Annotated in this window: 19 protein-coding genes; 7 read left to right on the forward strand and 12 right to left on the reverse strand. The window is 56.6% G+C overall.

What is annotated here, in order from left to right; all coding sequences use genetic code 11:
* The first annotated feature begins 399 nt into the window (after positions 1 to 399).
* Positions 400 to 1,161, forward strand: a complete 762-nt coding sequence (gene mazG / locus K3180_RS05920; RefSeq protein WP_221538975.1) for a nucleoside triphosphate pyrophosphohydrolase — start codon at positions 400 to 402, stop codon at positions 1,159 to 1,161.
* Here mazG and hflX read toward each other — a convergent pair.
* From hflX to dusB, 7 genes are all read right to left on the reverse strand, one after another.
* Positions 1,156 to 2,496, reverse strand: a complete 1,341-nt coding sequence (gene hflX, locus K3180_RS05925; RefSeq protein ID WP_247710349.1) for a GTPase HflX — start codon at positions 2,494 to 2,496, stop codon at positions 1,156 to 1,158. The two genes, mazG and hflX, sit on opposite strands and share 6 nt — an antisense overlap.
* Positions 2,475 to 3,011, reverse strand: a complete 537-nt coding sequence (gene hfq, locus K3180_RS05930; protein ID WP_221538977.1) for an RNA chaperone Hfq — start codon at positions 3,009 to 3,011, stop codon at positions 2,475 to 2,477. Before hfq ends, hflX begins: the two co-directional genes overlap by 22 nt.
* 170 nt (positions 3,012 to 3,181) lie before the next feature.
* Positions 3,182 to 4,564, reverse strand: coding sequence for a nitrogen assimilation response regulator NtrX (gene ntrX / locus K3180_RS05935; RefSeq protein ID WP_221538979.1), 1,383 nt, complete (start codon positions 4,562 to 4,564; stop codon positions 3,182 to 3,184).
* Positions 4,565 to 4,567: 3 nt separating this feature from the next.
* Entirely contained in the window at positions 4,568 to 6,808 is a 2,241-nt protein-coding gene (locus K3180_RS05940) for a sensor histidine kinase (RefSeq protein ID WP_221538981.1), read from the reverse strand.
* Between the two features lie 61 nt (positions 6,809 to 6,869).
* Positions 6,870 to 8,285 carry a sigma-54-dependent transcriptional regulator gene (locus K3180_RS05945; protein WP_221538983.1) on the reverse strand — a complete coding sequence of 472 codons (1,416 nt, stop codon included), beginning with the start codon at positions 8,283 to 8,285 and terminating at the stop codon, positions 6,870 to 6,872.
* Positions 8,282 to 9,358, reverse strand: a complete 1,077-nt coding sequence (locus tag K3180_RS05950) for a two-component system sensor histidine kinase NtrB (protein ID WP_221538985.1) — start codon at positions 9,356 to 9,358, stop codon at positions 8,282 to 8,284. The genes K3180_RS05945 and K3180_RS05950 overlap by 4 nt, the downstream gene beginning before the upstream one ends.
* Positions 9,355 to 10,380, reverse strand: coding sequence for a tRNA dihydrouridine synthase DusB (gene dusB / locus K3180_RS05955; protein ID WP_221538987.1), 1,026 nt, complete (start codon positions 10,378 to 10,380; stop codon positions 9,355 to 9,357). The genes K3180_RS05950 and dusB overlap by 4 nt, the downstream gene beginning before the upstream one ends.
* Before the next feature lie 74 nt (positions 10,381 to 10,454).
* Between dusB and K3180_RS05960 the strand changes: the two genes are divergently transcribed.
* On the forward strand, positions 10,455 to 11,600 hold the full coding sequence (locus K3180_RS05960) for a bifunctional 2-C-methyl-D-erythritol 4-phosphate cytidylyltransferase/2-C-methyl-D-erythritol 2,4-cyclodiphosphate synthase (RefSeq protein WP_221539019.1): 1,146 nt from the start codon (positions 10,455 to 10,457) through the stop codon (positions 11,598 to 11,600).
* A 16-nt stretch (positions 11,601 to 11,616) separates the two neighbouring features.
* A complete protein-coding gene (locus K3180_RS05965; protein WP_221538989.1) occupies positions 11,617 to 12,120 on the forward strand; it encodes a CinA family protein in 504 nt (167 codons plus the stop codon).
* Here the strand turns inward: K3180_RS05965 and K3180_RS05970 are convergent.
* Together K3180_RS05970 and lipA are read right to left on the reverse strand one after the other, a co-directional pair.
* Positions 12,117 to 12,572, reverse strand: coding sequence for a type II toxin-antitoxin system RatA family toxin (locus K3180_RS05970; protein WP_221538991.1), 456 nt, complete (start codon positions 12,570 to 12,572; stop codon positions 12,117 to 12,119). The two genes, K3180_RS05965 and K3180_RS05970, sit on opposite strands and share 4 nt — an antisense overlap.
* Entirely contained in the window at positions 12,572 to 13,534 is a 963-nt protein-coding gene (gene lipA, locus K3180_RS05975; protein WP_221538992.1) for a lipoyl synthase, read from the reverse strand. The genes K3180_RS05970 and lipA overlap by 1 nt, the downstream gene beginning before the upstream one ends.
* A 109-nt stretch (positions 13,535 to 13,643) precedes the next feature.
* Here lipA and K3180_RS05980 point away from each other — a divergent pair, with 109 nt between their 5' ends.
* Both K3180_RS05980 and K3180_RS05985 read left to right on the forward strand, forming a co-directional pair.
* The gene (locus tag K3180_RS05980; RefSeq protein ID WP_221538994.1) at positions 13,644 to 14,282 is read left to right on the forward strand and encodes a carbonic anhydrase; all 639 of its coding nucleotides are present in this window, start codon (positions 13,644 to 13,646) and stop codon (positions 14,280 to 14,282) included.
* 36 nt (positions 14,283 to 14,318) lie between these two features.
* Complete coding sequence (locus K3180_RS05985; protein WP_221538995.1) at positions 14,319 to 15,044, forward strand: NYN domain-containing protein; 726 nt, start codon at positions 14,319 to 14,321, stop codon at positions 15,042 to 15,044.
* A gap of 65 nt (positions 15,045 to 15,109) precedes the next feature.
* Here the strand turns inward: K3180_RS05985 and K3180_RS05990 are convergent, their stop codons facing one another.
* The gene (locus tag K3180_RS05990; RefSeq protein ID WP_221538997.1) at positions 15,110 to 16,432 is read right to left on the reverse strand and encodes a hypothetical protein; all 1,323 of its coding nucleotides are present in this window, start codon (positions 16,430 to 16,432) and stop codon (positions 15,110 to 15,112) included.
* A 302-nt stretch (positions 16,433 to 16,734) separates the two neighbouring features.
* Between K3180_RS05990 and gyrA the strand changes: the two genes are divergently transcribed.
* Positions 16,735 to 19,578 (forward strand): DNA gyrase subunit A, encoded by a 2,844-nt coding sequence (gyrA, locus tag K3180_RS05995; RefSeq protein WP_221538999.1) that lies wholly within the window; start codon positions 16,735 to 16,737, stop codon positions 19,576 to 19,578.
* 14 nt (positions 19,579 to 19,592) lie between these two features.
* On the opposite strand, the gene K3180_RS06000 is transcribed toward gyrA, so the two are convergent.
* Complete coding sequence (locus K3180_RS06000; protein WP_221539001.1) at positions 19,593 to 20,249, reverse strand: lysoplasmalogenase; 657 nt, start codon at positions 20,247 to 20,249, stop codon at positions 19,593 to 19,595.
* A gap of 75 nt (positions 20,250 to 20,324) precedes the next feature.
* On the opposite strand from K3180_RS06000, the gene trmFO reads away from it, so the two are divergent.
* Entirely contained in the window at positions 20,325 to 21,692 is a 1,368-nt protein-coding gene (trmFO, locus tag K3180_RS06005; RefSeq protein ID WP_221539002.1) for a methylenetetrahydrofolate--tRNA-(uracil(54)-C(5))-methyltransferase (FADH(2)-oxidizing) TrmFO, read from the forward strand.
* On the opposite strand, the gene K3180_RS06010 is transcribed toward trmFO, so the two are convergent.
* On the reverse strand, positions 21,693 to 22,160 hold the full coding sequence (locus tag K3180_RS06010; RefSeq protein ID WP_221539021.1) for an EF-hand domain-containing protein: 468 nt from the start codon (positions 22,158 to 22,160) through the stop codon (positions 21,693 to 21,695).
* Positions 22,161 to 22,280: the final 120 nt, after the last annotated feature.

The raw sequence follows: 22,280 nt of genomic DNA on the forward strand, positions 1-22,280 counted from the left end.
AACTACAACAAGAAGTAGAGATTGCTTAAATTACACAAATTAGATTCAGTTAAATTTAAATATATCCATATCTATATTATAGATAGTGGATTTTATAAATTAGTCTAATGGAATAATGATTTCAAGAATTCAAATACCTAATTCTTTTTTGGTTTTTTTGCTTCAGTATGACTGAAAACTATTGTGGAGATTTACTTCGTCTGCGGGCATTCTGAGCCGTCTGCGACAGTAACTGATTTTCCTGTCTCCAGCCTCAGTGGTTGAGTCCTTATAATTAACATAATATATATTATCAATCTAAAGGGGTTCTGCCAGAGGGAAAGAGCCATCTCCACCTACGTACCTAGGTAAAAACTTTAGCCTCTTTCCCCTTCGGGGATCGCTCTCTAAGCGTTCCGTATGTCTGAACAATTAGACCGCCTCCTTAAAATTATGGCACGCCTGCGTGACCCGGATCATGGTTGTGAGTGGGATACCGCGCAGAACTTCGCCACGATTGCGCCTTATACGATCGAGGAAGCTTACGAAGTGGCCGATGCGATCGAGCGCTCGGACATGGCCGATCTTGAAGGAGAACTTGGCGATCTACTTTTCCAAGTCGTCTTTCACGCCCGCATGGCAGAAGAGTCCGGACATTTTTCCTTTAGCGATGTCGCACGCAACATTGCGGACAAAATGGAGGCGCGTCACCCTCACATCTTTGGAAATGAAACCGGTGTGATGATGAAAAGCCGGTGGGAAGATCTCAAGGCCGCAGAACGCGAAGCTTCGGGAACGACTGGCGCGCTCGATGGTGTAGCATTGGCACTGCCAGCACTCTTGCGTGCGCAGAAGCTTCAGAAGCGTGCGGCGCGTCATGGATTTGACTGGCCCGACGTTGATGGACCGCGCAGTAAAGTTTTTGAAGAAATAAAGGAGCTTGACGAGGCTTCCGCAGATGAAGTCGAAGAGGAGGCTGGCGATTTCCTTTTTGCTGCAGTCAACCTTGTGAGAGCTTATGGCGTCGATGCCGAGGCTGCATTGAGGGCAGCAAACGCGAAGTTCGAACGCCGATTCCGTGCAATGGAAGATCTATCCGGCGGCGATTTTTCCGATAGGGATTTGGAAGCGCAGGAAAGACTTTGGCAGGAGGTCAAGCGGCGCGAGAAGTCCGCTTCATAAGGTCTCGAACTGGCCCAGTTCCTTGGGGTTGAGCCTGACGATAAAGCGCCGCTGCGGACCGGCCTTGCCCTCCCCCGCATCCTCTTCGACCAAGACTTCGCCATGTGCGTGGAGCCAGGCGATACGCCTCCCGTCGCTTGCGGAAAGCTCGAACTCGTGGATCGATGCTTTTACCGTAAGCATCTCCCCCAGTTTTTCCAGCAATTCGTCGATGCCTTCGCCACTGATGGCCGATACTGGCACAATATCGTCGCTGGAGGCTGCGTTATAGCTCAGTTCCTCGGCTCGATCTTCGTCCAGAAGGTCCCACTTGTTCCAGACTTCCAGGATCGGGATCGAACTCCCCCCGCCCTCATCCCCGATAACACCGAGCTCGGTAAGGACGCCCAGGACCTGCGCTTTTTGGGCTTCTGCAGAGGGGTTGGATATGTCGCGAACATGGCAGATCACGTCAGCAGCTGTCACTTCTTCCAGCGTCGCTCGGAAAGCCGCAACGAGTTGGGTCGGCAGATCGGATATAAAGCCGACTGTATCGGAGAGAATAGCTTTCTCCACACCCGGCAAGGAAATGGCCCGCATAGTCGGATCGAGTGTAGCGAAGAGTAGATCCTCGGCCATGACCTCGGCCCCAGTCAGCCGGTTGAATAGCGTGGACTTTCCAGCGTTTGTATAACCGACCAGGGCGATAACGGGCCATGGCGCGCGCTCGCGCCTCTCCCGGTGGAGGCCCCGAGTCTTACGAACCTGTTCCAGCTCCTTGCGTAAACGGCCCATCCTCTGACGGATCATTCGGCGGTCGGCTTCAATCTGTGTTTCGCCGGGGCCGCCTAGGAAGCCGAAGCCCCCGCGTTGGCGTTCAAGGTGAGTCCAGCTGCGGACCAGGCGGCTCTGTTGGTAGTCGAGATGCGCCAGTTCGACCTGCAATCGGCCTTCTGCGGTCGCTGCCCTCTCGCCAAAGATTTCGAGGATCAGGCCCGTGCGGTCGATGACCTTACGCGACAGCTTCTCTTCGAGATTACGTTGCTGGATCGGACTCAGCGCACCGTCGACAACAATCAGTTCGGCATCGTTCTGTTCGCAGGCAATCCGGATGTTTTCGACCTGTCCTGCCCCAAACAGGAGGTTCGGCCGAACTTCACGCACCGGAAGAACGAAGCTGTCCACGATCTCGATACCGATAGCGAGCGCCAGCCCCTCGGCCTCGCGCAGGCGGCTTTCGGCGTCGAGGTCATAGCTTTTTCCCCGAATATCGGGGCAAATGACAAGGGCCCGCGCACCGCGCGAAACCTCGCCGAGGAGATCGTCGTCGAAGCTCAGTTGTCGTCCTCGTCCCAATCTTCGGTCAGATCGACCGGAGTTGCAGGTTGAATGGTAGAAACAGCGTGCTTGTAAGCGAGTTGCACGAAACCGTCCCGCTCGAGCAACATGGAAAACAGGTCGTAGGCGGCGATCTTCCCCTGCAACATCACGCCATTGACGAGAAACATCGTCACCTGTGCCTCTGTCTCACGAACCCGGCTTAGAAAAACATCTTGGAGGAGCCGCTGTTTGGCACCTGAGCCCTGACTTGCGAATTGTTCGGCATCTATTGGCTGGCCAGGCATGATGGTGCTGACAGCGTGCTTATAAACCAGTTGGGACTGACCGTCTCTCCTGAGTAAAATCGAAAAATTGTCGAACCACGTCACAATCCCTTGGAGTTTCACGCCTTTCACAAGAAATACCGTCACCGGAGTCTTGTTCTTGCGAAGAAGGTTGAGAAATGCGTCCTGTAAACTCGGTTGCTTGCCATTCGAAGAAGCCGACTTGTTCGGCTTGGGGCGAGCGGAAAGCGTACGTTCGCCAGACATCTTGCGTGTCTCCTGTTGTTGGCGGCTATTGCTAAAGCCGCGGTCTGGACGCTCCCACCGCGTCCGGGCACCGGTTGTTTAGTCCGGATTTGAAACGCAATGTGGCGATTGCGGTGCCCGACCGCAATAAATAATTATTTCTGGGGGTTCCGAGCGAAATTGCTGGCGTGCTATTTGCGCTCACCGCCCTTGCGCTGGGCCATCCCAAGTAGTTTGAGTTTGCGATGCAAAGCTGAGCGTTCCATTCCGATGAAACTCGCGGTTTTCGAGATATTGCCCGAAAATCTCCGGATCTGGATCGCGAGGTATTCCCGCTCGAAACTCTCGCGCGCTTCGCGCAAAGGCGCGCCCATCAGTGCCGCCATACCACCATTGCCTGCTGCATTTCCGCCTGAAATCTCTTCGGAAAGCATTTCGGCTTCAACCGTTTCCAGCTGATCGCGGGGTGTGAGAATAATTGTACGTTCGACCACATTGCGCAGCTGGCGCACATTTCCAGGCCAATCATAGGCCTGGAGTGCAGCCATCGCTTCTTCGCTGATTGCGGGCGGGCGAATTCCCTGCTCTGCGGCATATCGAGCGAAAAAATATTCGGCGAGTGCCGGAATATCGTCCCGCCGCTCGGAAAGAGAAGGTATCTCGACCGGCACGACATTGAGCCGATAGAAGAGGTCTTCCCGGAAGTTCTTGGCTTCCATTTCGCCGGCAAGGTCACGTGCTGTAGACGACACCACCCTTACGTCTACGCCGATCTGCCGCGATCCCCCAACCCTCACGAAGCTCTGTTCGGTCAACACGCGTAGTATTCGCGCCTGTGTTGAGAGGGGCATGTCGGCAACCTCATCGAGGTAAAGTGTGCCGCCATCGGCGGTTTCGAGCAAGCCGGGCCGCACCAGCTTTCCATCCACTTCCTCGCCGAACAACTCTTCCTCGAAGCGTTCGGGAGTAATGCGTGCGGAATTCACGATGACAAACGGTTTGTCCGCCCTCGCCGACCAGCTGTGAAGCAAGCGCGCGGCGACTTCCTTTCCGGAGCCGGCAGGCCCGCTGATGAGGACGCGGCTACCTGTTTGCGCCACACGTTTGAGCGTGGCGCGTACCGTGTTGATTACGGCGGAATTGCCTGTGAATTCGCCCCCTTCTCCCAAACCTTCGCGTAAGCGTGTGTTCTCGCGCCGCAACCGCTCCGTTTCAGTGGCACGCTCGACGAGATGGAGCAGGCGTTCTGCTTCGAAGGGCTTTTCTATGAAGTCCATCGCCCCGCGACTGACGGCGCTGACTGCAGTATCGATGTTGCCGTGACCGGAGAAGATTATAACCGGAAGTTCGGGTTCGCGGGCCTTGATCGCGTCGAGCACTTCCAGGCCATCCATCTGGCTTCCATGCAGCCACACGTCGAGCAATACGAGGCTCGGACGCTTCTCATCCACGGCATCGAGAGCCGAAGCGCTGTCCGCCGCCGTCCGACACTCATAGCCCTCGTCGCTCAACACACCGGCTACAAGTTCGCGGATATCGCGTTCATCATCTACGATGAGAATGTCCAATGCCATTACTCAGCTTCCTGTTCTTGCATCGTTGGTTGCATCGGCGTCGGCTGCAGGGACACCATGGGGGTCCTTCGCAAAACGAAGGGTAACGCGAGTCCCACCGCCCTCGACCGAGGAAAAACTCATCTCTCCGCCGTGCTCTTCGACAATCTTGTTGACGATTGCGAGGCCCAGCCCGGTGCCCTTGTCACGCGTTGTCACATACGGCTCGAGAATACGCTCCCTATCCTGAGGGAGTCCAATTCCGTTATCGGTGATTGCGATCGCGATCGTATGTTCGTCCTCGCTCACATCCACCGCGATTTGTCCGCGATAGTCGGCATCTGCATGGGCAGTGCGCGCTTCGATCGCTTCCGCAGCGTTCTTGAGAATGTTGGTAACGGCCTGCCCTAATTGGTGGCGGTCCGCCTGGATCTTGAGGGGCCCTTCCAGCGTAGTGGACAGGCCATAATTGATTTCAGGATTGGCGACTTCCTGGAGAAAGATTGACTGTCGTATTAAATCCAGTGCGTCCTCCGGACGGAAAACCGGTTTGGGAAGACGCGCGAAACTGGAAAATTCATCGACCATTTTTCTCAAGTCGCCGACCTGTCGGACAATCGTGCTGGTCAATTCATCGAACAACTCCCCGTCCTGTTCTATTTGCTTGCGATAGCGGCGTTTGAGGCGCTCGGTCGCCAACTGGATGGGTGTGAGCGGATTCTTGATTTCGTGGGCGATGCGCCTTGCTACATCGGACCAGGCAGCCTGACGTTGATCGAGCAGTTGGCGCGTAATGTCTTCGAAGGTAATGACGTGACCATCGCCCTCTTTGACCAGCTTGACGGCGAGCGTCATCAGTTCCCCCTGCCGGCTATGACTGACAACACCCCGCTCGAGGTTCGCAGCAACCATTGCGGCAATTTGAGGTGCCATTTCGTCCAGGGTTTCTGGTTGATTACCTCCCTGCCCGCCTTCTAGCAGAGTAGCTTGCGCCGGCGCATTCATCAGCAAGACCCGGCGCTGGCCATCAACAGTAATGACCCCGGCACTGACTGACTCGAGAACGGCTTCGATAAAGCTACGACGATCCTCCAACTCGGCGTTGGCGGTAACAAGCGCGTCGGTCTGGCGCTCAAGCTGAGCTGTCATGCGGTTGAAGGCACGGTTCAGCAATCCGATTTCATCCGCGCCTGTGCGCCCTTCTACCCTCATACCGAAATTGCCCGCGCCGACTTTCCTCGCAGCGGCGACAAGGTCGGTGAGCGGCTCAACTTGTCGATCGGCAAAACGTAGAGCAAACCAGACGGCAATGCCTACAAGGGCAAGGCTTACGAAGAATAGCGCAAGATTGAAGCGGAGCTGGAGCGCGCGGGCACGAGAAGTCAATTCGTCATACGCACCTGAGATTGTGCGGGCCCGTTCCCAGCTACGAAAGCTCGCCCCTTCCGCATTTCGCGCTGTGTAAAGATAGATGCCTGCAACCCTGTCGATCGGTGCAATGGCCTCGATCCGCTCTGAGCTGCCCCGCACCGCCACCTGCTCGCCCCTGCGTAGGTCGCCGAGGCTTTCCTCGGTGAAGGCAACGGGATCGCTGCTCTCTGAAATATTGTACAATACTGCCGTACGTGCAGTGCCGTCCGGCATGGCTTGCAGGATTGCACTTTCGACTACATCTCGCGGCTGTGCCTGGTATTCATAAACCAGCATGAAATCGGGATCGGTAACGGAAATTCGCTGCAGATTGGCACGCATGTCCATCGCCATCGAAATCGTTTCCTGCGCAAGATCCAGCTGGTTATCCTCGTAATAGCTTTCCGCCAGCGCATTGGCGTTTTCCATCAATCCGCGGGAATTGTCGGAGAACCAGAAGTCGACTCCCGACTGGAATAATACAGCAGCGAAAGCGGCGACCAGCAATGTGGGCACGGCGGCGACCATTGAGAAGAAAAACACAAGACGGACATGGAGCCGCGCCGTGCTGCCCGCCGCACGTCTTAACGCGAGCCTTCGTCCCGCCAGAACCAAAAGGGCCATAGCCGGAATCAATGTGCCGATCAGAAGCACCGCCACCTGGCTGCTCGGGAGCAATTGGCCGTCTGGTGGTGCAGACGTGAATGCAGCCCACGTCATAACTACCATCCCGAGAAACGTGACCGCTGCAGCGATTTCTATCAGAGAGATCAAGTTCGCTCTGCGTGACGTCACGACGAACTTGCGCCACCAGCGTGGGGTCCGTCGGGTCTGAGGAGCGGCCTGCGTCGCCATCGTGGCGGCCTTACATCGCTACTGTTGCAGATTTGCAAGCATAAAAACGACGAACTGGGCGTCAAGTTCGCTGTGCGAAGCGCTGCGGCCGTATGTCCAGCTCGCCGAGCTTCTTGCGCAATGTATTGCGATTGATGCCCAAAAACTGCGCCGCACGCAGTTGATTGCCGTGAGTCTCCCGAAGCGCGTGCTCGATCAGGGGTTTTTCGAAAGCAGCCAGCGTCTGCTGGTAAACGGTCCCCTCTATGGGTTTTTCCCGTTCCAGCCATTCTGCCAGTGCGATTTCGAGAGCGATCTGAGTGTTGCCAGCATTGGCCAGTGTTTTTGGGGGTAGAAGTTCGTCAACAAGGCTCGCTTCGATTACGTCGTTGCGTGCCATGAGAGCCATCCGAAAGACGAAATTTCGCAATTCTCTGACGTTGCCGCGCCATTCGCATTCGGACAACCGGGAAATCGCATCATCACTGATGGTATGGAGCGAAAGTCCTTCGTCTCTAGCTTCTGCCAGAAAATGACGGGTAAGGGCGCCGATATCGTCTGTCCGTTCGCGAAGAGGCGGCAAGTGGATCGGAACCACGTTCAAACGGTAGAACAAGTCTTCCCGAAATAGCCCGCTCGCGATCATCGGTGCTAGATCGCGGTTTGTTGCTGCAACGATGCGCACTTCGACTGCAATTTCCTGGCGTCCGCCCACGCGGCGAATCCGGCCCGATTGCAACGCACGGAGCAGCCTCGTCTGTGCTTCGGCGGGCATGTCGCCGATCTCGTCGAGAAACAGCGTGCCACCATTCGCTTGCTCGAATTTTCCAATGGATTGAGATTGGGCACCCGTGAAAGCTCCCCGCTCATGCCCGAAAAGTTCGCTTTCGAGCAGGTCACGAGGGATTGCAGCCATGTTGACTGCCACGAATGGGCCTGTGCGGCGAGATCCCAACTGATGAATGGCCTCTGCTACCAGTTCCTTTCCCGTGCCGCTCTCTCCGGTCACAAGCACGGTGAGATCGTTCCGCAAGACGCGCGTGATCATGCGATAAACGTCCTGCATTGCGCGGCTGCGCCCGATTAATGGGAGTTCACTACCCACATCGTTGCGCTCTTCAACTTCGGTTCGGGGAATGCGCTCGGCCGCCTGCCGGACAGCGTGAGTCAGCTGATCGAGGTCGAAAGGTTTGGGAAAATATTCGAACGCTTGGCTATCGCTGGCGCGAATCGCGGTATCGAGCGTGTTCTGGGCGGACAGAACAATTATCGGCATATCAGGAGCGCATTTGTGTACACGATCGATGGTATCGAGACCGTCACCATCCTCCAGCATGATGTCGGTTAGCATAACATCATAGCTTTCCTTTGCGAGCAGTGCGTCCCGCTCAGCCACACTGGTGCATGCTGTCAGGTCGAATCCCTCATCGCGTAGCGCTTCGGTGATTACAGTAGCAATGGCACGGTCGTCCTCGACCAGCAGGACCTTACGGCTCATGACGATTTCCTGTCTGCGACGGGCAAGTTGATCCGAAAGTGGGTCAGGCCTGCGCGCTCGTCGCGCTCGTGGACGATGCGTCCGCCCATGTCGCGCAGCAATTTTCGGACGAGCGCAAGACCAAGCCCCTGCCCATTTTGTTTGCCAGATACGAATGGCTCGAACACATGATCGCGCAAGGCGGGCGGAAGCCCGGGTCCGGGGTCGGAGACCGTAATTTCGATCGGAAGCCGCGTCGCCTTGCCGAATCGGATAGCCGAGAAAACCAGTCCGCTGACGAAGCGCGTGCGTATCACGATCTGCGCCTTTTCCATTCCCGCGCAGGCATCGCACCCGTTCGCCAAGAGGTTAATCAACACCTGTTCAAGCGCCACTTGGTCCGCTTCTACCGCAGGAAGGGAAGGATCGAATTCCTCGACCAATTCACACCCGTCCTCGCGTCCTGCACGAACGGTCGCCATCGCGTTACGGATTGCTTGATGCAGGTTGCAAGGACCGGTTTCAATCCGATTGCGGCTACCAAGTTGTTGCATCCGATCGATCAGTCGAGCGATCCTGTCGACCTCACCTTCGATCATCGTGGCGAGCGGTCGGTCGCGTTCCGATGCACGTCGGGCTAGTAATTGACTAGCTCCGCGGATTGCGGAAAGCGGATTTTTGATTTCATGAGCAAGTACAGCAGGTGCACGCAGTTCGACCCGCTCGTCGTTTCCATTGTCGTCCTGTCCCTCTTGGCCCGCCTCGGATAGCGTTATGACACGCCACCCGGGATGCGCGTGCATAGGAGAGCTTGTTATATTGACGTGTCGAGCACCCTGCCCCGCCTGAACGGATATGCCACGGGCGATGACCTGCGTACCGCAATTTTGCAGGCTCTCGCGCACCCGCTCGTTGTCAATTCTGATAACTTCCTCGATGCGCGAACCCAACAATCTATGAGCGCTCTGCCCTAGTAGCTCTTCCGCAGCCGGGTTGGCCTCTGCAATATGATTACTATCATCGAGCAGCAATACGGCAAATATCAGCCCGGAGATCTGTGCAGCGGCATCGGGTGCGCCCGGGGTCTCGTTCATGCAGCCCGTCGACGAAGGAATGGTTCGTAGAAGCGCTCTAATTCCTCAACGACCTCAGCTGCTTTATCAATGAAGTTAACCCGATTGCGGAACTCGGCGGAACCGTGCATTCCCTTTGTGTACCAGCCGAGATGCTTGCGCGCGATCTTGACTCCGACCTGTTCGCCGTAAAGTTCGAGCATCTCTCGGTAGTGTTCGATCACGACCTCATACTGCTCATCGAAGCTGGGGGTTTCGAGCTTCTCACCCGTGCGCCACCAATGCATCACCTGTGCCAGCAGCCAAGGCTTGCCGTAAGCTCCGCGCCCGATCATCAGGCCGTCTGCACCTGACTGTTCGAGTGCATTCGCGGCATCTTCAATGGTGCAAATATCGCCGTTGACGATGACTGGAATGGAAACAGCGTCCTTGACCTTGCGCACAAATCCCCAGTCGGCGCTGCCTTTGTACATCTGGTTGCGTGTGCGTCCATGAACGGTGACCATCTTCACGCCAAGGTCTTCGGCAATCCGCGCTAATTCAGGCGCATTGAGGTCGCCGTGATCCCAACCCATGCGCATCTTGACGGTAACCGGCACATCTACCGCCTTGACCGTCGCTTCCATCAGCTTTGTTGCAAGGGCAACCTCCCGCATCAGGGCTGAACCTGCGAGCTGCCCTACGACCTTGCGCACCGGGCAACCGAAATTGATGTCGATGATATCTGCACCATTGCCTTGCTGGAGCTTGGCAGCTTCAGCCATGCTGAGAGGATCGCAACCGACCAATTGCATCGAGACAGGTTCCTCGATCGGGTCCCAAGCCGCTTTTTGTAACGATTGGCGTGTTTCGCGGATCGCAGCCTCGCTTGCGATCATCTCCGTGACGTTGAGTCCCGAACCGTATCTGCGCACGAGTTTCCGAAACGGGAGATCGGTCACGCCCGTCATCGGCGCGAGGATAACCGGCGTGTCGATAGACACGTTGCCGACGTGGATTGGCTTCGGCGGAGCCGGAGGAGAGGTTTGCGCGCCTATATTCATCAAAATGCCTAAATTTTGGGCAGCACATAGTGCGTTGCGGTGAAAACCTCAAGCCGCTAGCGCGAGGCATAGCTATGCTGGAAGCACCCCCTCCTTTCCCCTCCTTCGCAGCCATCGTGGTGGCGGCAGGCAAGGGACTGCGCGCGGGTCTGCCGCTTCCGAAACAATTCGCTATGTGGCGGGGCAAGCCCGTGGTCCGACACTCGGTCGAGGCTCTGCTAAACGCCGGGGCGGATCAGTTGATCGTGATGATCCCTGAAGGGGGCGAGGAGTCGATAAGAAAAGCGCTCTCCGGGCTTTCGAATTGGGAAGCGGTTGTTGGTGGCGAGACGCGTCAGGAATCCGTAGCACGAGGACTGGAGGCTCTTGAAACGGCGGAGAGGGTGTTAATCCATGATGCGGCGCGCCCAAACCTGCAGGATCATGTCATCCACTCGCTCCTGAAGGCCTTGGACGATTATCCCGGTGCCATCCCGGTCCTTCCGGTTGTCGACAGCCTCGCCGTAGGTGAAAATGGCGTAATGGCAGGCACTGCGGCGAGAGAGAAGCTGCGTAGGGTGCAGACGCCGCAGGCTTTTCGTTTTCAGGACATTCTCGAGGCCCACCGTGCGTGGACGGGCAGTTTGACGGCAGGTGACGATGCTCAGGTCCTTGACGCTGCAGGTGGCTCGATTGCTCTGGTCGATGGCGATGAGCGGCTGAATAAACTCACATTCGCGGAGGATTTCTTATCCGACCTACTTCCGGTTCGGATCGGTACCGGATTCGATGTGCATAAGCTGGTCACAGGGCAAGATCTCTGGCTGGGCGGCATCAGAATTGATCACGACAAGGGGCTTGCTGGCCATAGCGATGCCGATGTGGCGCTCCATGCGATTGTAGATGCCCTCCTCGGCGCCATTGGCAAAGGCGATATAGGCAGTCATTTCCCGCCTTCCGATCCCCAATGGAAAGGAGCAAATAGCAGTCAATTTCTTGCTCATGCCGCTGATTTGGTTGGAAAATCGGGCTATCGTACAGGCAATATCGACCTGACAATCATTTGTGAAGCACCCAAGATCGGCCCGCACCGGGATGCCATGCGGCATCGAATTGCAGAGCTGCTGGGCGTTGACATGGACGCGATATCGGTAAAGGCGACCACAACCGAAAGACTAGGATTTACCGGCCGAGGCGAAGGAATTGCCGCCCAGGCTGTCGCCACCGTAATCCGCAATTGATAAATTGGAGACGCGCATGACGCTCCAGAAACTCCTTCCCGACGAGATCGAAGCGCTCGCCCAACGCGTGGTTGACGAGAATAAAGCGGCTGGTCGCAAGATAGTGGTGGCGGAAAGTTGTACCGGGGGGCTGGTTTCGGCGGCACTTACCGAAATCCCTGGATCATCTTCCATTTTCGATCGTGGTTTCGTTACTTATTCGAATGAAGCTAAGATGGAAGCGCTCGGCGTCCCGCTGGATATCATCGAAACCTTTGGCGCGGTCTCAATCGCCTGTGCCTGGGCCATGGCGAAAGGCGCTCTTGCGGCGAGCAATGCGGATGTTGCAGTGGCAATCAGCGGCGTAGCCGGTCCTGGCGGCGGAACAGCGCTCAAACCTGTGGGAACAGTTGTGTTTGCGCGGGTGGTGCGAGGCCATGAGGGAGCACCGGAAGGCGAACTGAAGAAGTTCGAACCGACTTCGCGCGCTGACATTCGTAGCGAAGCCACCATATGTGCGCTGGAACTGCTGTTGCCCTAAAGATTGGCCGCCGCGTTTTCACGGCCGTAGAGTTCGTCCGCACGGTTTTCGAATGCCTCGACCATCTTACGGAATGCGCGATCGAAATATTGCCCGGCCAACGCTTCGAAGACGGCATTACGGAAGGTAAATTCCACGCAAAAGTCTATTTCGCAGCCACCGTCCGGTAAACTCTTGAAAACCCAGTTGTTATCGAGGTCCTTTAGCGGCCCATCCACGTAAAATACTTCGATGTGCTCGGGACGGTTCTTGATCACGCGAGAAGTGAAACGCTCACGGATTGCCTTGAAGCCGACCAGCATGTCGGCCTCCATCTCGGTTTCGCTATCGCTACGCACCCGTGTGGCGACGACCCAAGGCAGGAATTTGGGATAGTTCGCCACATCGGCAACGAGGTCGAACATTTGCTCGCGACTATAGGGAAGACGGCGCGTTTCGCGTATTCCAGGCATCAGGCCTTGGTCCTTGCCTGCTCCTTCGCCAGCCGCTCTTCACGTGCAGCTTTCATGACTGCAAAATCCTCGCCCGCATGATAGCTCGACCTCGTCAACGGGCTCGATGCGACTTGCAAAAAGCCTTTCGCCCGCGCGATCGACCCATATGCGGCGAAGGCTTTAGGGGTGACGAAATCCTCGACATTCGCATGTTTTGGTGTTGGCTGAAGATACTGCCCCATAGTTATGAAATCGACATCGGCACTGCGCATATCGTCCATGACCTGATGAACTTCGAGGCGTTGTTCGCCCAGTCCGAGCATGATCCCCGACTTGGTGAAGATCAGCGGATCATGCGCCTTCACTTCTTCCAACAACCTGAGAGAGGCATAATAGCGCGCTCCGGGCCGGATCGTGGGATAAAGGCGCGGCACCGTTTCGAGGTTGTGGTTGTAAACGTCTGGGCCTGCTTCGCAGATCTTTTCGACCGCCGTGCGCATCTTGCCGCGGAAATCGGGTGTAAGAATCTCGATAGTCGTTCCAGGAGTCTCACGGCGAAGCGCTTTGATAACCTTCACGAACTGGTCGGCGCCGCCATCCGGCAAATCGTCACGATCTACACTGGTTATGACGATATGATTGAGGCCCATCTGGCCAGCTGCAATGGCGACGTTCTCGGGCTCCATCGGATCGACCAGCCTCGGCATCCCTGTCTTCACGTTGCAGAAAGCACAGGCACGCGTACAGACATCGCCAAGTATCATCACCGTGGCATGCTTCTTGTCCCAACATTCGCCGATATTCGGACAGGCCGCTTCCTCGCACACGGTGTTGAGCGACAGGTCGCGCATCAACTTGCGCGTCTCGTGATATCCCTTGCTGACGGGTGCCTTTACACGGATCCAGTCAGGCTTGCGTTGCTTGCGAGGCTGTTCGCCTCCGCTATCAGCGGGATTGGGCGTAGAGGAGAGGTCATTCATTGCGCGGCCCATCTAGGCCTCATCCCCCTTTCCCGCAACCTTGGATCGCCTTGCCGAATTGGTATGGTCGGTCTTGCCACGCCCGACGAATTTGGGCAGCAGCGATCACATGAAAACATTCGAGCAGATGATCGAGGGCTATCGTAAATTTCGCGCTACCGAGTGGCGGGAAGAGCGGGAGCGTTGGAAAGCGCTTGCCGAAGGCCAGTCACCTCAGGTGATGGTGATTTCCTGTTCGGACAGCCGGGTAGATCCGGCGCAGATACTCGGCGTGGCTCCGGGCGAAATTTTCGTTGTACGGAATGTTGCTGCTCTGGTTCCGCCATTCGAGACGACACCTGGTCGGCACGGTGTTTCAGCTGCAGTCGAATTCGCTGTCCAGTTTCTCAAGGTACGAGAAATCGTTGTCATGGGTCACGGCTTGTGCGGCGGCTGCAAGGCAGCGCTGACACAAGACCTGCACGGAAACGAGATTGGCGAAGGCGGATTCGTCGCCCATTGGGTAGATATGCTCGACGAGGCTCGCGAACCGATTGCCGCCACTCTCGGAACGGAGGGCCGCGATGCGGAACTTGCGATGGAACTGGAGGCAGTGAAGGTCAGCTTGGCCAATCTTGTAACGTTCCCCTACGTGGCTGAGAAAGTGGATAGCGGTGAGCTAACTCTTCGCGGCGCACATTTTGCGATCTCAGACGGTATTCTGCGCGTGCTGGACAATCATACGGGCAAATTCGTTGCAGCGGATTGACTTGCCCTTGTCGTCACTGCTCGCCATGTGTTCGGCATGGCAGACAAAGACCTGAACAACATCGCCCTGCTGATCGACGCGGACAATACGACCCCTCGAGGGATCGATCCGGTCCTCACCGTTATGGCGGAACTGGGCCAAGTTAATATCAAACGCGCCTACGGCAATTTCGCGAAGAACAACCTCGCCAAATGGGATAAGATCACGCACAAGTATGGCATCCGTCCGCAGCAGCAATTCGATCTGACCGCGGGTAAAAATGCGACGGATATGGCGATGACTATCGACGCGATCGACCTGCTTTATCAGGGCAAGGTTGACGGGTTCGGTATCATGAGTTCCGACAGCGACTTCACCCCTCTAGCAACCAGGCTCAGACAGGATGGCCTTATCGTCTACGGCTTCGGCAGCAAGAACAAGACGCCGGACGCTTTCAAAAGCGCCTGCACACGCTTTATCGATATCGATGCGCTAATTGCGGGGGCATCGGACGAAGCCACCCCGTCCAGAGCACCGGGAGAAAAGGCCAAGGCTGCTATCGACGAGGAGCTGGTTGAGCTCCTAGGGACTGCGTGGAAGGCTGCAAACCGAGACGAGGATGGTTTCGCTCAAATGGGCGAAGTGGGAAGTCTCGCGGGAAATCGATCGAGCTTCGATGTTCGAAACTACGGATTTAAACGCCTGTCGGACCTTTTCCAGTCGATGGATCAATTCAAAGTCGAAAGGCGCGACAACACCCTATATGTAAAACGCCTTCGCTAGATGTGAATGCGGCGCGGATGCCTAATGGACACCGCGCCGCATACTTATCTGGTTTTCAATTGCGATTACGCGCCGGCTTTCTGCGCCGTATAGATTGCCCAGAGATTGGCGATATCCTTGCGTGCACCTTCCACCTTCTTGAAGGTTTCGATGGCTTCGGCATACTTGCCCTGGTCATACTGCGCGATGCCGAGGCGGGTCAGGATCAAAGGCGTTTCCACGCCGGTCATTCCTAGCGCCTTCGTGTAGAATTCCTCTGCCTCGCCTGGCTGGTCATAGCTAAGGAAAGTGTCGCCAGCGACCACCAGGGTCTTGAGAGTGGCTCCCGATGATCGAGCATCAGCGGCAAGGCTCGGCAAATCAGCACGATCGGTTTCGACGCGGCCTGCAGCCTCGCGGCGCGTTTCGGCTATGAAAGGATCGGACTTGTCGACTACGCCGAGCGCACTGCCTTCATCGATCACCGAGACAACTTCGCCAGGATAACGGCGGGGATCTAGGATTTCGACGTACTCTGACAGTACGCGCGCATCATTATAGGCCTTCGTACGTCGCGAAAGGCGCAGGAGGTCCAGAACTTCCGGATTCTGGTAATTGTTGGCGTTCAAGGTAACGATTACTGCGTCGCCCCAAACGACATCGCTGGGATAGTTTTCGGCGAGGAGGGCAACGTACTTCGGAGTTTGATCGTTGATCTCGTTTTCGTAGGCAACAGAAAGTCCCTTGCGAATCCAGCTTTCCGGAATTTTCTCACCAGCACTCCGGCGTTCATCGATCTGGGTCGACAGGTAGTTAAGCCCTTCAGCATAATTTTCCTGATCGAAATATAGGTCGGCAATCATGGTGCGCATGTCGTCCGCGCCAAAAGTTCGCTGGCTGCCGTCGGTCATGGTCGCTTCGAACGTATGATTCACTGCGATCGCCCGCTCGAGAGCCGTGCGCGCTGCCGCGATATTGTTCTGATCCCGGTAGGCTTGATAGGCCGCAAAGCTCAGCTGGCCCTCCAGATTGGGCTCCAGAATGCCACTATCGAGCATCATCTCGATACCCTGGAGACGAAGCCCGGCATCATCGGTTTCGTTGCCAAGATTAAGCATCACCCCGCCAGTAGCCCGCTTTTCGTCCGCACTTTGACTAGCGGCGACCAAAGCCGGGATCAGCGCTTTCGCCGCAGCGGGATCTGATGTTTCTGCTTTAAGAGCCGCGTCTACGGGCTGATAGGCAGCGATAAATTCCTTGGAATACTCGGGCTTGCGCTCTTCTTCCTTGTTCTGGGCGTGCGCAGGCTCCGCGATGGCTGTTATGCCTAGCGTGCCGGTGGCCGCTATAAGTGCCAGCGCGACTGCCGAGGCCGAACGCGAAGCATTGTTTTGGCGTGTGAAAATCATTCGAAAACTCCCAAGAGTGGATAGGGGTACGAGCGCAGCAGGCGCAAATCTCAAGAATGGATGCGGCCATTGCCGCTTCTGCGCTCTCATTGCAAATGGTGTAGCCGGAATGCGGTGAACGGTGTTTGAATGCAGACCTGTCCCTCGGTTAATCCTTTCTATCGGTGCAACAGGCACCCATATGTGGAAAAAGCGCACGAAACTGTGCTTCGGTTCCCGCAATCAGTGGCGCTACCGGGCCCCCTCCCCTAAGCTTCGTTGCCTGCACATCTGTCACTAACAGCACATGGATTACCCGAGTTTTGGCTGACGACATCGATCTGATCGATTCCCCCGTACCCAGCGGCGAAGAACACACCCGCATCGACATCGTCGAAGAGATGAAGACCAGCTATCTCGATTACGCAATGAGCGTGATCGTGAGCCGGGCTCTTCCCGACGTGCGCGATGGCTTGAAGCCGGTCCACCGTCGGATACTCTACGCCAGCAACGAAGGTGGGTTCGTTGCAGGGCGACCGTTCCGCAAGAGTGCCAAGATCGTCGGCGATGTGATGGGTAACTATCACCCGCACGGTGATGCTGCCATCTACGATGCCCTCGCCCGCATGACCCAGAGCTGGTCGCTCCGTGTACCTCTGATCGATGGTCAGGGAAACTTCGGCTCGATGGACCCGGATCCGCCCGCCTCGATGCGTTATACCGAAGCAAGGCTTGCCCGAGTGGCAAACTCGCTTCTGGACGACCTCGACAAGGATACCGTTGATTTCGCCGACAACTACGATGGTTCGCGACGGGAGCCTACAGTCCTTCCGGCGCGCTTTCCAAATCTGCTTGTAAATGGTGCGGGCGGTATCGCAGTCGGGATGGCAACCAATATTCCGCCTCATAATCTCGGCGAGGTTATCGATGGCTGTTTTGCCTATATGGACAATCCCGCGATCACGAACGAGGAACTGTTCGAGATCATTCCGGGCCCCGATTTTCCTACGGCCCCACTGATCCTCGGTAAATCGGGCGCACGCGCGGCCTACACGACAGGCCGCGGCTCGATCCTGCAGCGCGCGCGCCACGAAATCGAGGACAAGCGCGGCGACCGCAAATCGATCGTGCTGACTTCTATTCCTTTTCAGGTTGGCAAAAGCGGACTGGTCGAGAAGATCGCTGAGGCCGCAAAGGACAAGCGGATCGAGGGCATTTCCGACATCCGCGACGAATCCAGCCGTCGGGGTATGCGTGTGGTTGTGGATCTCAAGCGAGATGCCTCGCCAGAGGTCGTGCTCAACCAGATCTGGCGTTACACACCGGCACAGGCCAGCTTTCCGGCCAACATGCTGGCGATTAGTGGCGGTCGCCCCGAAGTCCTGACACTGCGTGAATTCATCCAGGCGTTCATCACTTTCCGCGAGGAAGTGATTACGCGTCGTACCAAATACGAATTGAACAAGGCGCGGGACCGGGCACATATTTTGCTTGGTCTTGTGGTCGCCGTCTCCAATCTCGACGAGGTGGTGGCGATGATCCGCAGTGCGCCCACCCCGGCCGAAGCGCGGGCACGCCTGCTAACCAAAGAATGGCCGATCGGGGATATTGCTCAATATATTGCTTTGGTCGAGGCAATCGAGCCGAGCGCGGAGCAGGACGGCGGGACCTACCGCCTGTCCGAACGTCAGGTTAAAGCCATTCTCGATCTGCGCTTGCACCGTCTGACTGCACTGGGACGTGACGAGATTGGTGATGAGCTCAAGCAACTCTCGCTTTCGATCGAGGAATATCTTTCGATCCTTGGCGATCGGGTGAAGCTTTATGGTGTGATGCGAGGTGAGCTGGAAGAGATCAAGGCGGCCTATGCTACACCGCGCGTCTCCGAAATTGCGCCCGCATGGGATGGTATCGATGACGAAGATCTGATCGAGCGTGAGGAGATGGTCGTCACCGTCACGCATGGCGGATATATCAAGCGCACTCCGCTGGATGCTTTCCGCGCTCAGGCACGTGGCGGCAAGGGCCGTAGCGGCATGGCGACGAAGGATGAGGATGCTGTCGTCGAAATGTTCGTAACTTCGACACACAACCCAGTGCTTTTCTTTACGAATACAGGTCGCGTTTACCGAATGAAGGTGTGGAAACTGCCTGAAGGTGGTCCCCAGACCAAGGGCCGCCCTATGGTCAACCTCCTACCGCTGGGAGACGAGGAGCGCGTTACCAATGTTCTGGCGCTGCCAGAGGATGAGAACGAGTGGTCCAAGCTCAACATCGTCTTCGCCACCGAACAGGGTATGGTGCGGCGCAACTCGATGGATGCCTTCACCAATGTTCCCAGCAACGGCAAGTATGCCATGGGTTTCGTGGAAGGGAGCGGTGATCGATTGATCGGCGTAGAGTTGCTGACCGAAGAGCAGGAAATCTTCCTTGCCTCGGATTCGGGCAAGGCGATCCGCTTCTCTGCAACAGATGCGCGCGAAACCAAGAGCCGTACCGGCATCGGTGTGCGCGGCATGAAGCTGAAGGAAGGCCAAAAAGTCGTGTCGATGGCGGTGCTCGACGCTGGCGAGCGCGACACGGAAACCCGTGAAAGTTATCTTCGCGCAGCCGACTGGAAGAATAACGACAATGAACCGACTCTCGATGCCGAGAAGGCAGCTGAACTCGCCGAGACTGAGGAATTCATCTTAACGCTGACCGCCAATGGCTATGGGAAGATTTCGTCATCCTACGAATATCGGACCATTGGACGCGGAGGCATGGGCCTGACGAACATCGGCGAACCTTCGAGCAATCCCGATCGCAATGGCCCGGTAGTCGCCAGCTTCCCGGTCAAGCACGGTTCGCAGCTGATGCTCGTGACCGATCAAGCCAAGTTGATCCGCTTGCCGATCCGTCTTCGTCATATGATTGAAGGCGGGTTCGAGAATCACGAAGGCTTCTCGATTTCAGGCCGTGGGTCTTCAGGAGTCCGCATCTTCAATGTCGCCAAGGGCGAGCATATCGTCGGGGCGGCGTTGATCGATGAATCCGAGGAACCGGAAAATCTGGCCGAAGAACTCGTTCAGGACGAGATTGCTGCACGTGGAGGAGGTTTGAATCCGACATCTCCGCACACAACTCCGCATTCGGACAAGAATATCGAAGGGGAGCCGGGCGGATAGGGCGAGAGGTCGGGTCAGACCTCTTCTTTGCGGATGGTCTGGATCACTCCCGTCGCGATCAGAAACTGGCCGCTGTAATACAGTGGCCAGACAAGCCAATCGGACAGATCACGCGAGATATGTCCTGCTTCTTGGGCGAAAAGAACCAAGTCGCTCACAACGAAGAGAAGTGCTCCAACCCCCACGCGATAACGCGGAAAGCGGCTTGTCCAGGCCGCTCCTGCCATAGCGCCTACAAGGGCCGCATAAAGCGCTGCGAGCCACCAATTATCGAGCGGATATGTAAGAGTTCCTGCCAGAACGGGTGTAATCACTAGCAACGCCACACCGGCCGCCTTTTGGCTACTGCTTGTGCGCTCACGGCGGTTCGAAACGTAGAGCCCGATAGCGACCATGTGGCCGATTGCAAAAATTGCGCCGCCGGCCAGGAAGCTGAACTGGATCGTCACATCGGCCAACGCGCAAAGGGTCATGACTATAGATATCAAAACGCCATCCCGACCCGGCCCGCGGTGAACAGCGTAAATCGCCAAGAAACCGACGCCTGCTCCCTTCCACAAAGCAAGCCAGCTGCCTCCGACCTTACCGTCCATCATGAAGAAATAGGTAATCGCGAACAGCAGGCTCAAGACCAGGTAAGGCCGATGTTCTATCAGTGCGTGCTTGGGCATATAGTCTTTTCCCCTCTCCCGGCTCCCGCTAGGCCTTGATAGAGGCCATGCGCAAGCACTAGGTGCACAGGCGCAATGACTCATGACATCCAGATCATCGGTGGCGGCCTCGCGGGAAGCGAGGCCGCCTGGCAACTCGCTCGACGAGGCTTCAAGGTTCGCCTGTCCGAAATGCGTGGGAGTGGCGATACGACGCCCGCTCATCAGACGAACGGTTTGGCTGAACTTGTCTGTTCGAACAGCTTTCGCTCCGATGATAGCGATAAGAATGCGGTTGGTTTGCTACATCACGAAATGCGCCGCCTCGACAGTCTTGTGATGTTCGCTGGTGAGAAAGCGCGTGTTCCCGCTGGTAGCGCGATGGCGGTGGATCGCGATGTGTTCTCTGCCGAGGTGCAGCGTGCGCTTGAAGATCATCCGAATGTTACTGTCATGCGCGAGCGCATCGACACACTTCCCGCCTCAGGCCCGACTATTGTCGCCACCGGTCCGCTCACAGCAAAAGCTCTGGCGGAGAGTATTGTCACGGTAACCGGTCAGGACCGGCTTGCCTTCTTCGATGCCATTGCGCCTATCGTACATCGCGACAGTATCGATATGGACATCTGCTGGATCCAGAGCCGTTGGAACAAGCGCAACGAAGCCTCGAACGAGGCGGGCGATTATATCAACTGCCCTATGACGAAAGAGCAGTATCTCGCCTTCCACCAGGGCTTGCTTGACGGCGAAAAGACCGAATTTCGCGAATGGGAGGCCGACACGCCTTATTTCGATGGCTGCATGCCGATCGAGGTGATGGCAGCGCGGGGCGTGGATACGCTGCGCTTCGGGCCGATGAAACCAGTCGGTCTTGATAACCCTCGTGACGCCACTCCCGAGTTCCCGCAAGGTCGCTGGCCCTACGCAGTCGTGCAGCTGCGACAGGACAACAAGCTGGGTACGCTTTGGAACATGGTGGGTTTTCAGACCAAGCTAAAATATGGTGCGCAAATTGAGCTGTTTCGCACCATCCCGGGGCTCGAGAACGCCGAATTCGCCCGCCTGGGTGGCCTTCACCGCAATACCTTTATCAACTCCCCGCTGGTGCTCGACAGGCAGTTGCGGTTGCGCGGCGGTGAGCATATCCGCTTCGCCGGCCAGATTACTGGCTGCGAAGGTTATGTCGAAAGTTCCGCTGTCGGTTTGATGGCAGGAATAATGGCGGCGTGTGAATTGGCGGGTCGTGACTGGTCCCCTCCCCCACGTAGCACGGCCTTAGGAGCGCTACTTTCGCACATCACGGGTGATGCCGAAGCCGAGACCTTCCAGCCTATGAATGTAAATTTCGGCCTCTTTCCGCCCCTTCATGATATCAAGAAGAAGCAGCGCAAAGAGGCTTACACCGCCCGCGCAAAGGAAGAGTTTGGTACCTGGTTGAAAGGACTAGAGGTGGTTCCGGCCTGATCAGCAAGCACAACGCCGCTTCTTGGAAGGCTTGGGCCTGGTCGTGGCGAATTCGCTGGGAGACAATTCACGATCGCCATTGGCATCCGCCCCTTCGAATTTTTCGACCGTAGTTACAGCCCATTCCTCGAAAGTGAGAAGATTATTGCCATCTTTATCAAGCTTTCTGAACCCATCGCTGCGAGAAGAAAGCATTTCGCTGCGCGTTATGCGCCAGTCCCGGTTGCGATCGTAACGGAAGAAACGCCGCTGCTCTTTCGTTAGTTCGCTCGCTTCCGGAGGAGCCGGCCCCTGCATTTCGCCAGGATCGGTGATGGGCAGCGCATCGGGATCGGCCATTTCCTCGGCCAGCGCAAGAGGGTCGGGCGGCGGCGCGGCCTTTTCCACCTCGGCTCGCCCCTGCCACCAGAAAAGCCCTACCCCCATGATCATGAGTGTCACGAGTGAACCGGTAACGAAGGCTTTCACTGGCATGCCTCTCCTCATCTATAGCCTCGACAAGCCTAATCTAGGCCCTGTTGACAAACTGATTGGTCCAGAGGCGGGCGGCGGCGATATGTATGAAGCCGAGATAGCTTGCTGAGGTTT

The organism is Qipengyuania huizhouensis (genome assembly GCF_019711635.1).
Taxonomy (GTDB): domain Bacteria; phylum Pseudomonadota; class Alphaproteobacteria; order Sphingomonadales; family Sphingomonadaceae; genus Qipengyuania; species Qipengyuania huizhouensis.

Coding starts and splice junctions, on each gene's coding strand:
- K3180_RS05950 (WP_221538985.1), bottom strand. CDS start 9,358: ATGAACGAGACCCCGGGCGCACCCGATGCCGCTGCACAGATCTCCGGG.
- K3180_RS05945 (WP_221538983.1), bottom strand. CDS start 8,285: ATGAGCCGTAAGGTCCTGCTGGTCGAGGACGACCGTGCCATTGCTACT.
- K3180_RS05985 (WP_221538995.1), top strand. CDS start 14,319: ATGGCAGACAAAGACCTGAACAACATCGCCCTGCTGATCGACGCGGAC.
- K3180_RS05980 (WP_221538994.1), top strand. CDS start 13,644: ATGAAAACATTCGAGCAGATGATCGAGGGCTATCGTAAATTTCGCGCT.
- ntrX (WP_221538979.1), bottom strand. CDS start 4,564: ATGGCATTGGACATTCTCATCGTAGATGATGAACGCGATATCCGCGAA.
- K3180_RS05970 (WP_221538991.1), bottom strand. CDS start 12,572: ATGCCTGGAATACGCGAAACGCGCCGTCTTCCCTATAGTCGCGAGCAA.
- K3180_RS05940 (WP_221538981.1), bottom strand. CDS start 6,808: ATGGCGACGCAGGCCGCTCCTCAGACCCGACGGACCCCACGCTGGTGG.
- lipA (WP_221538992.1), bottom strand. CDS start 13,534: ATGAATGACCTCTCCTCTACGCCCAATCCCGCTGATAGCGGAGGCGAA.
- mazG (WP_221538975.1), top strand. CDS start 400: ATGTCTGAACAATTAGACCGCCTCCTTAAAATTATGGCACGCCTGCGT.
- hfq (WP_221538977.1), bottom strand. CDS start 3,011: ATGTCTGGCGAACGTACGCTTTCCGCTCGCCCCAAGCCGAACAAGTCG.
- K3180_RS06000 (WP_221539001.1), bottom strand. CDS start 20,249: ATGCCCAAGCACGCACTGATAGAACATCGGCCTTACCTGGTCTTGAGC.
- K3180_RS05990 (WP_221538997.1), bottom strand. CDS start 16,432: ATGATTTTCACACGCCAAAACAATGCTTCGCGTTCGGCCTCGGCAGTC.
- dusB (WP_221538987.1), bottom strand. CDS start 10,380: ATGAATATAGGCGCGCAAACCTCTCCTCCGGCTCCGCCGAAGCCAATC.
- K3180_RS05965 (WP_221538989.1), top strand. CDS start 11,617: ATGACGCTCCAGAAACTCCTTCCCGACGAGATCGAAGCGCTCGCCCAA.
- trmFO (WP_221539002.1), top strand. CDS start 20,325: ATGACTCATGACATCCAGATCATCGGTGGCGGCCTCGCGGGAAGCGAG.
- K3180_RS05960 (WP_221539019.1), top strand. CDS start 10,455: ATGCTGGAAGCACCCCCTCCTTTCCCCTCCTTCGCAGCCATCGTGGTG.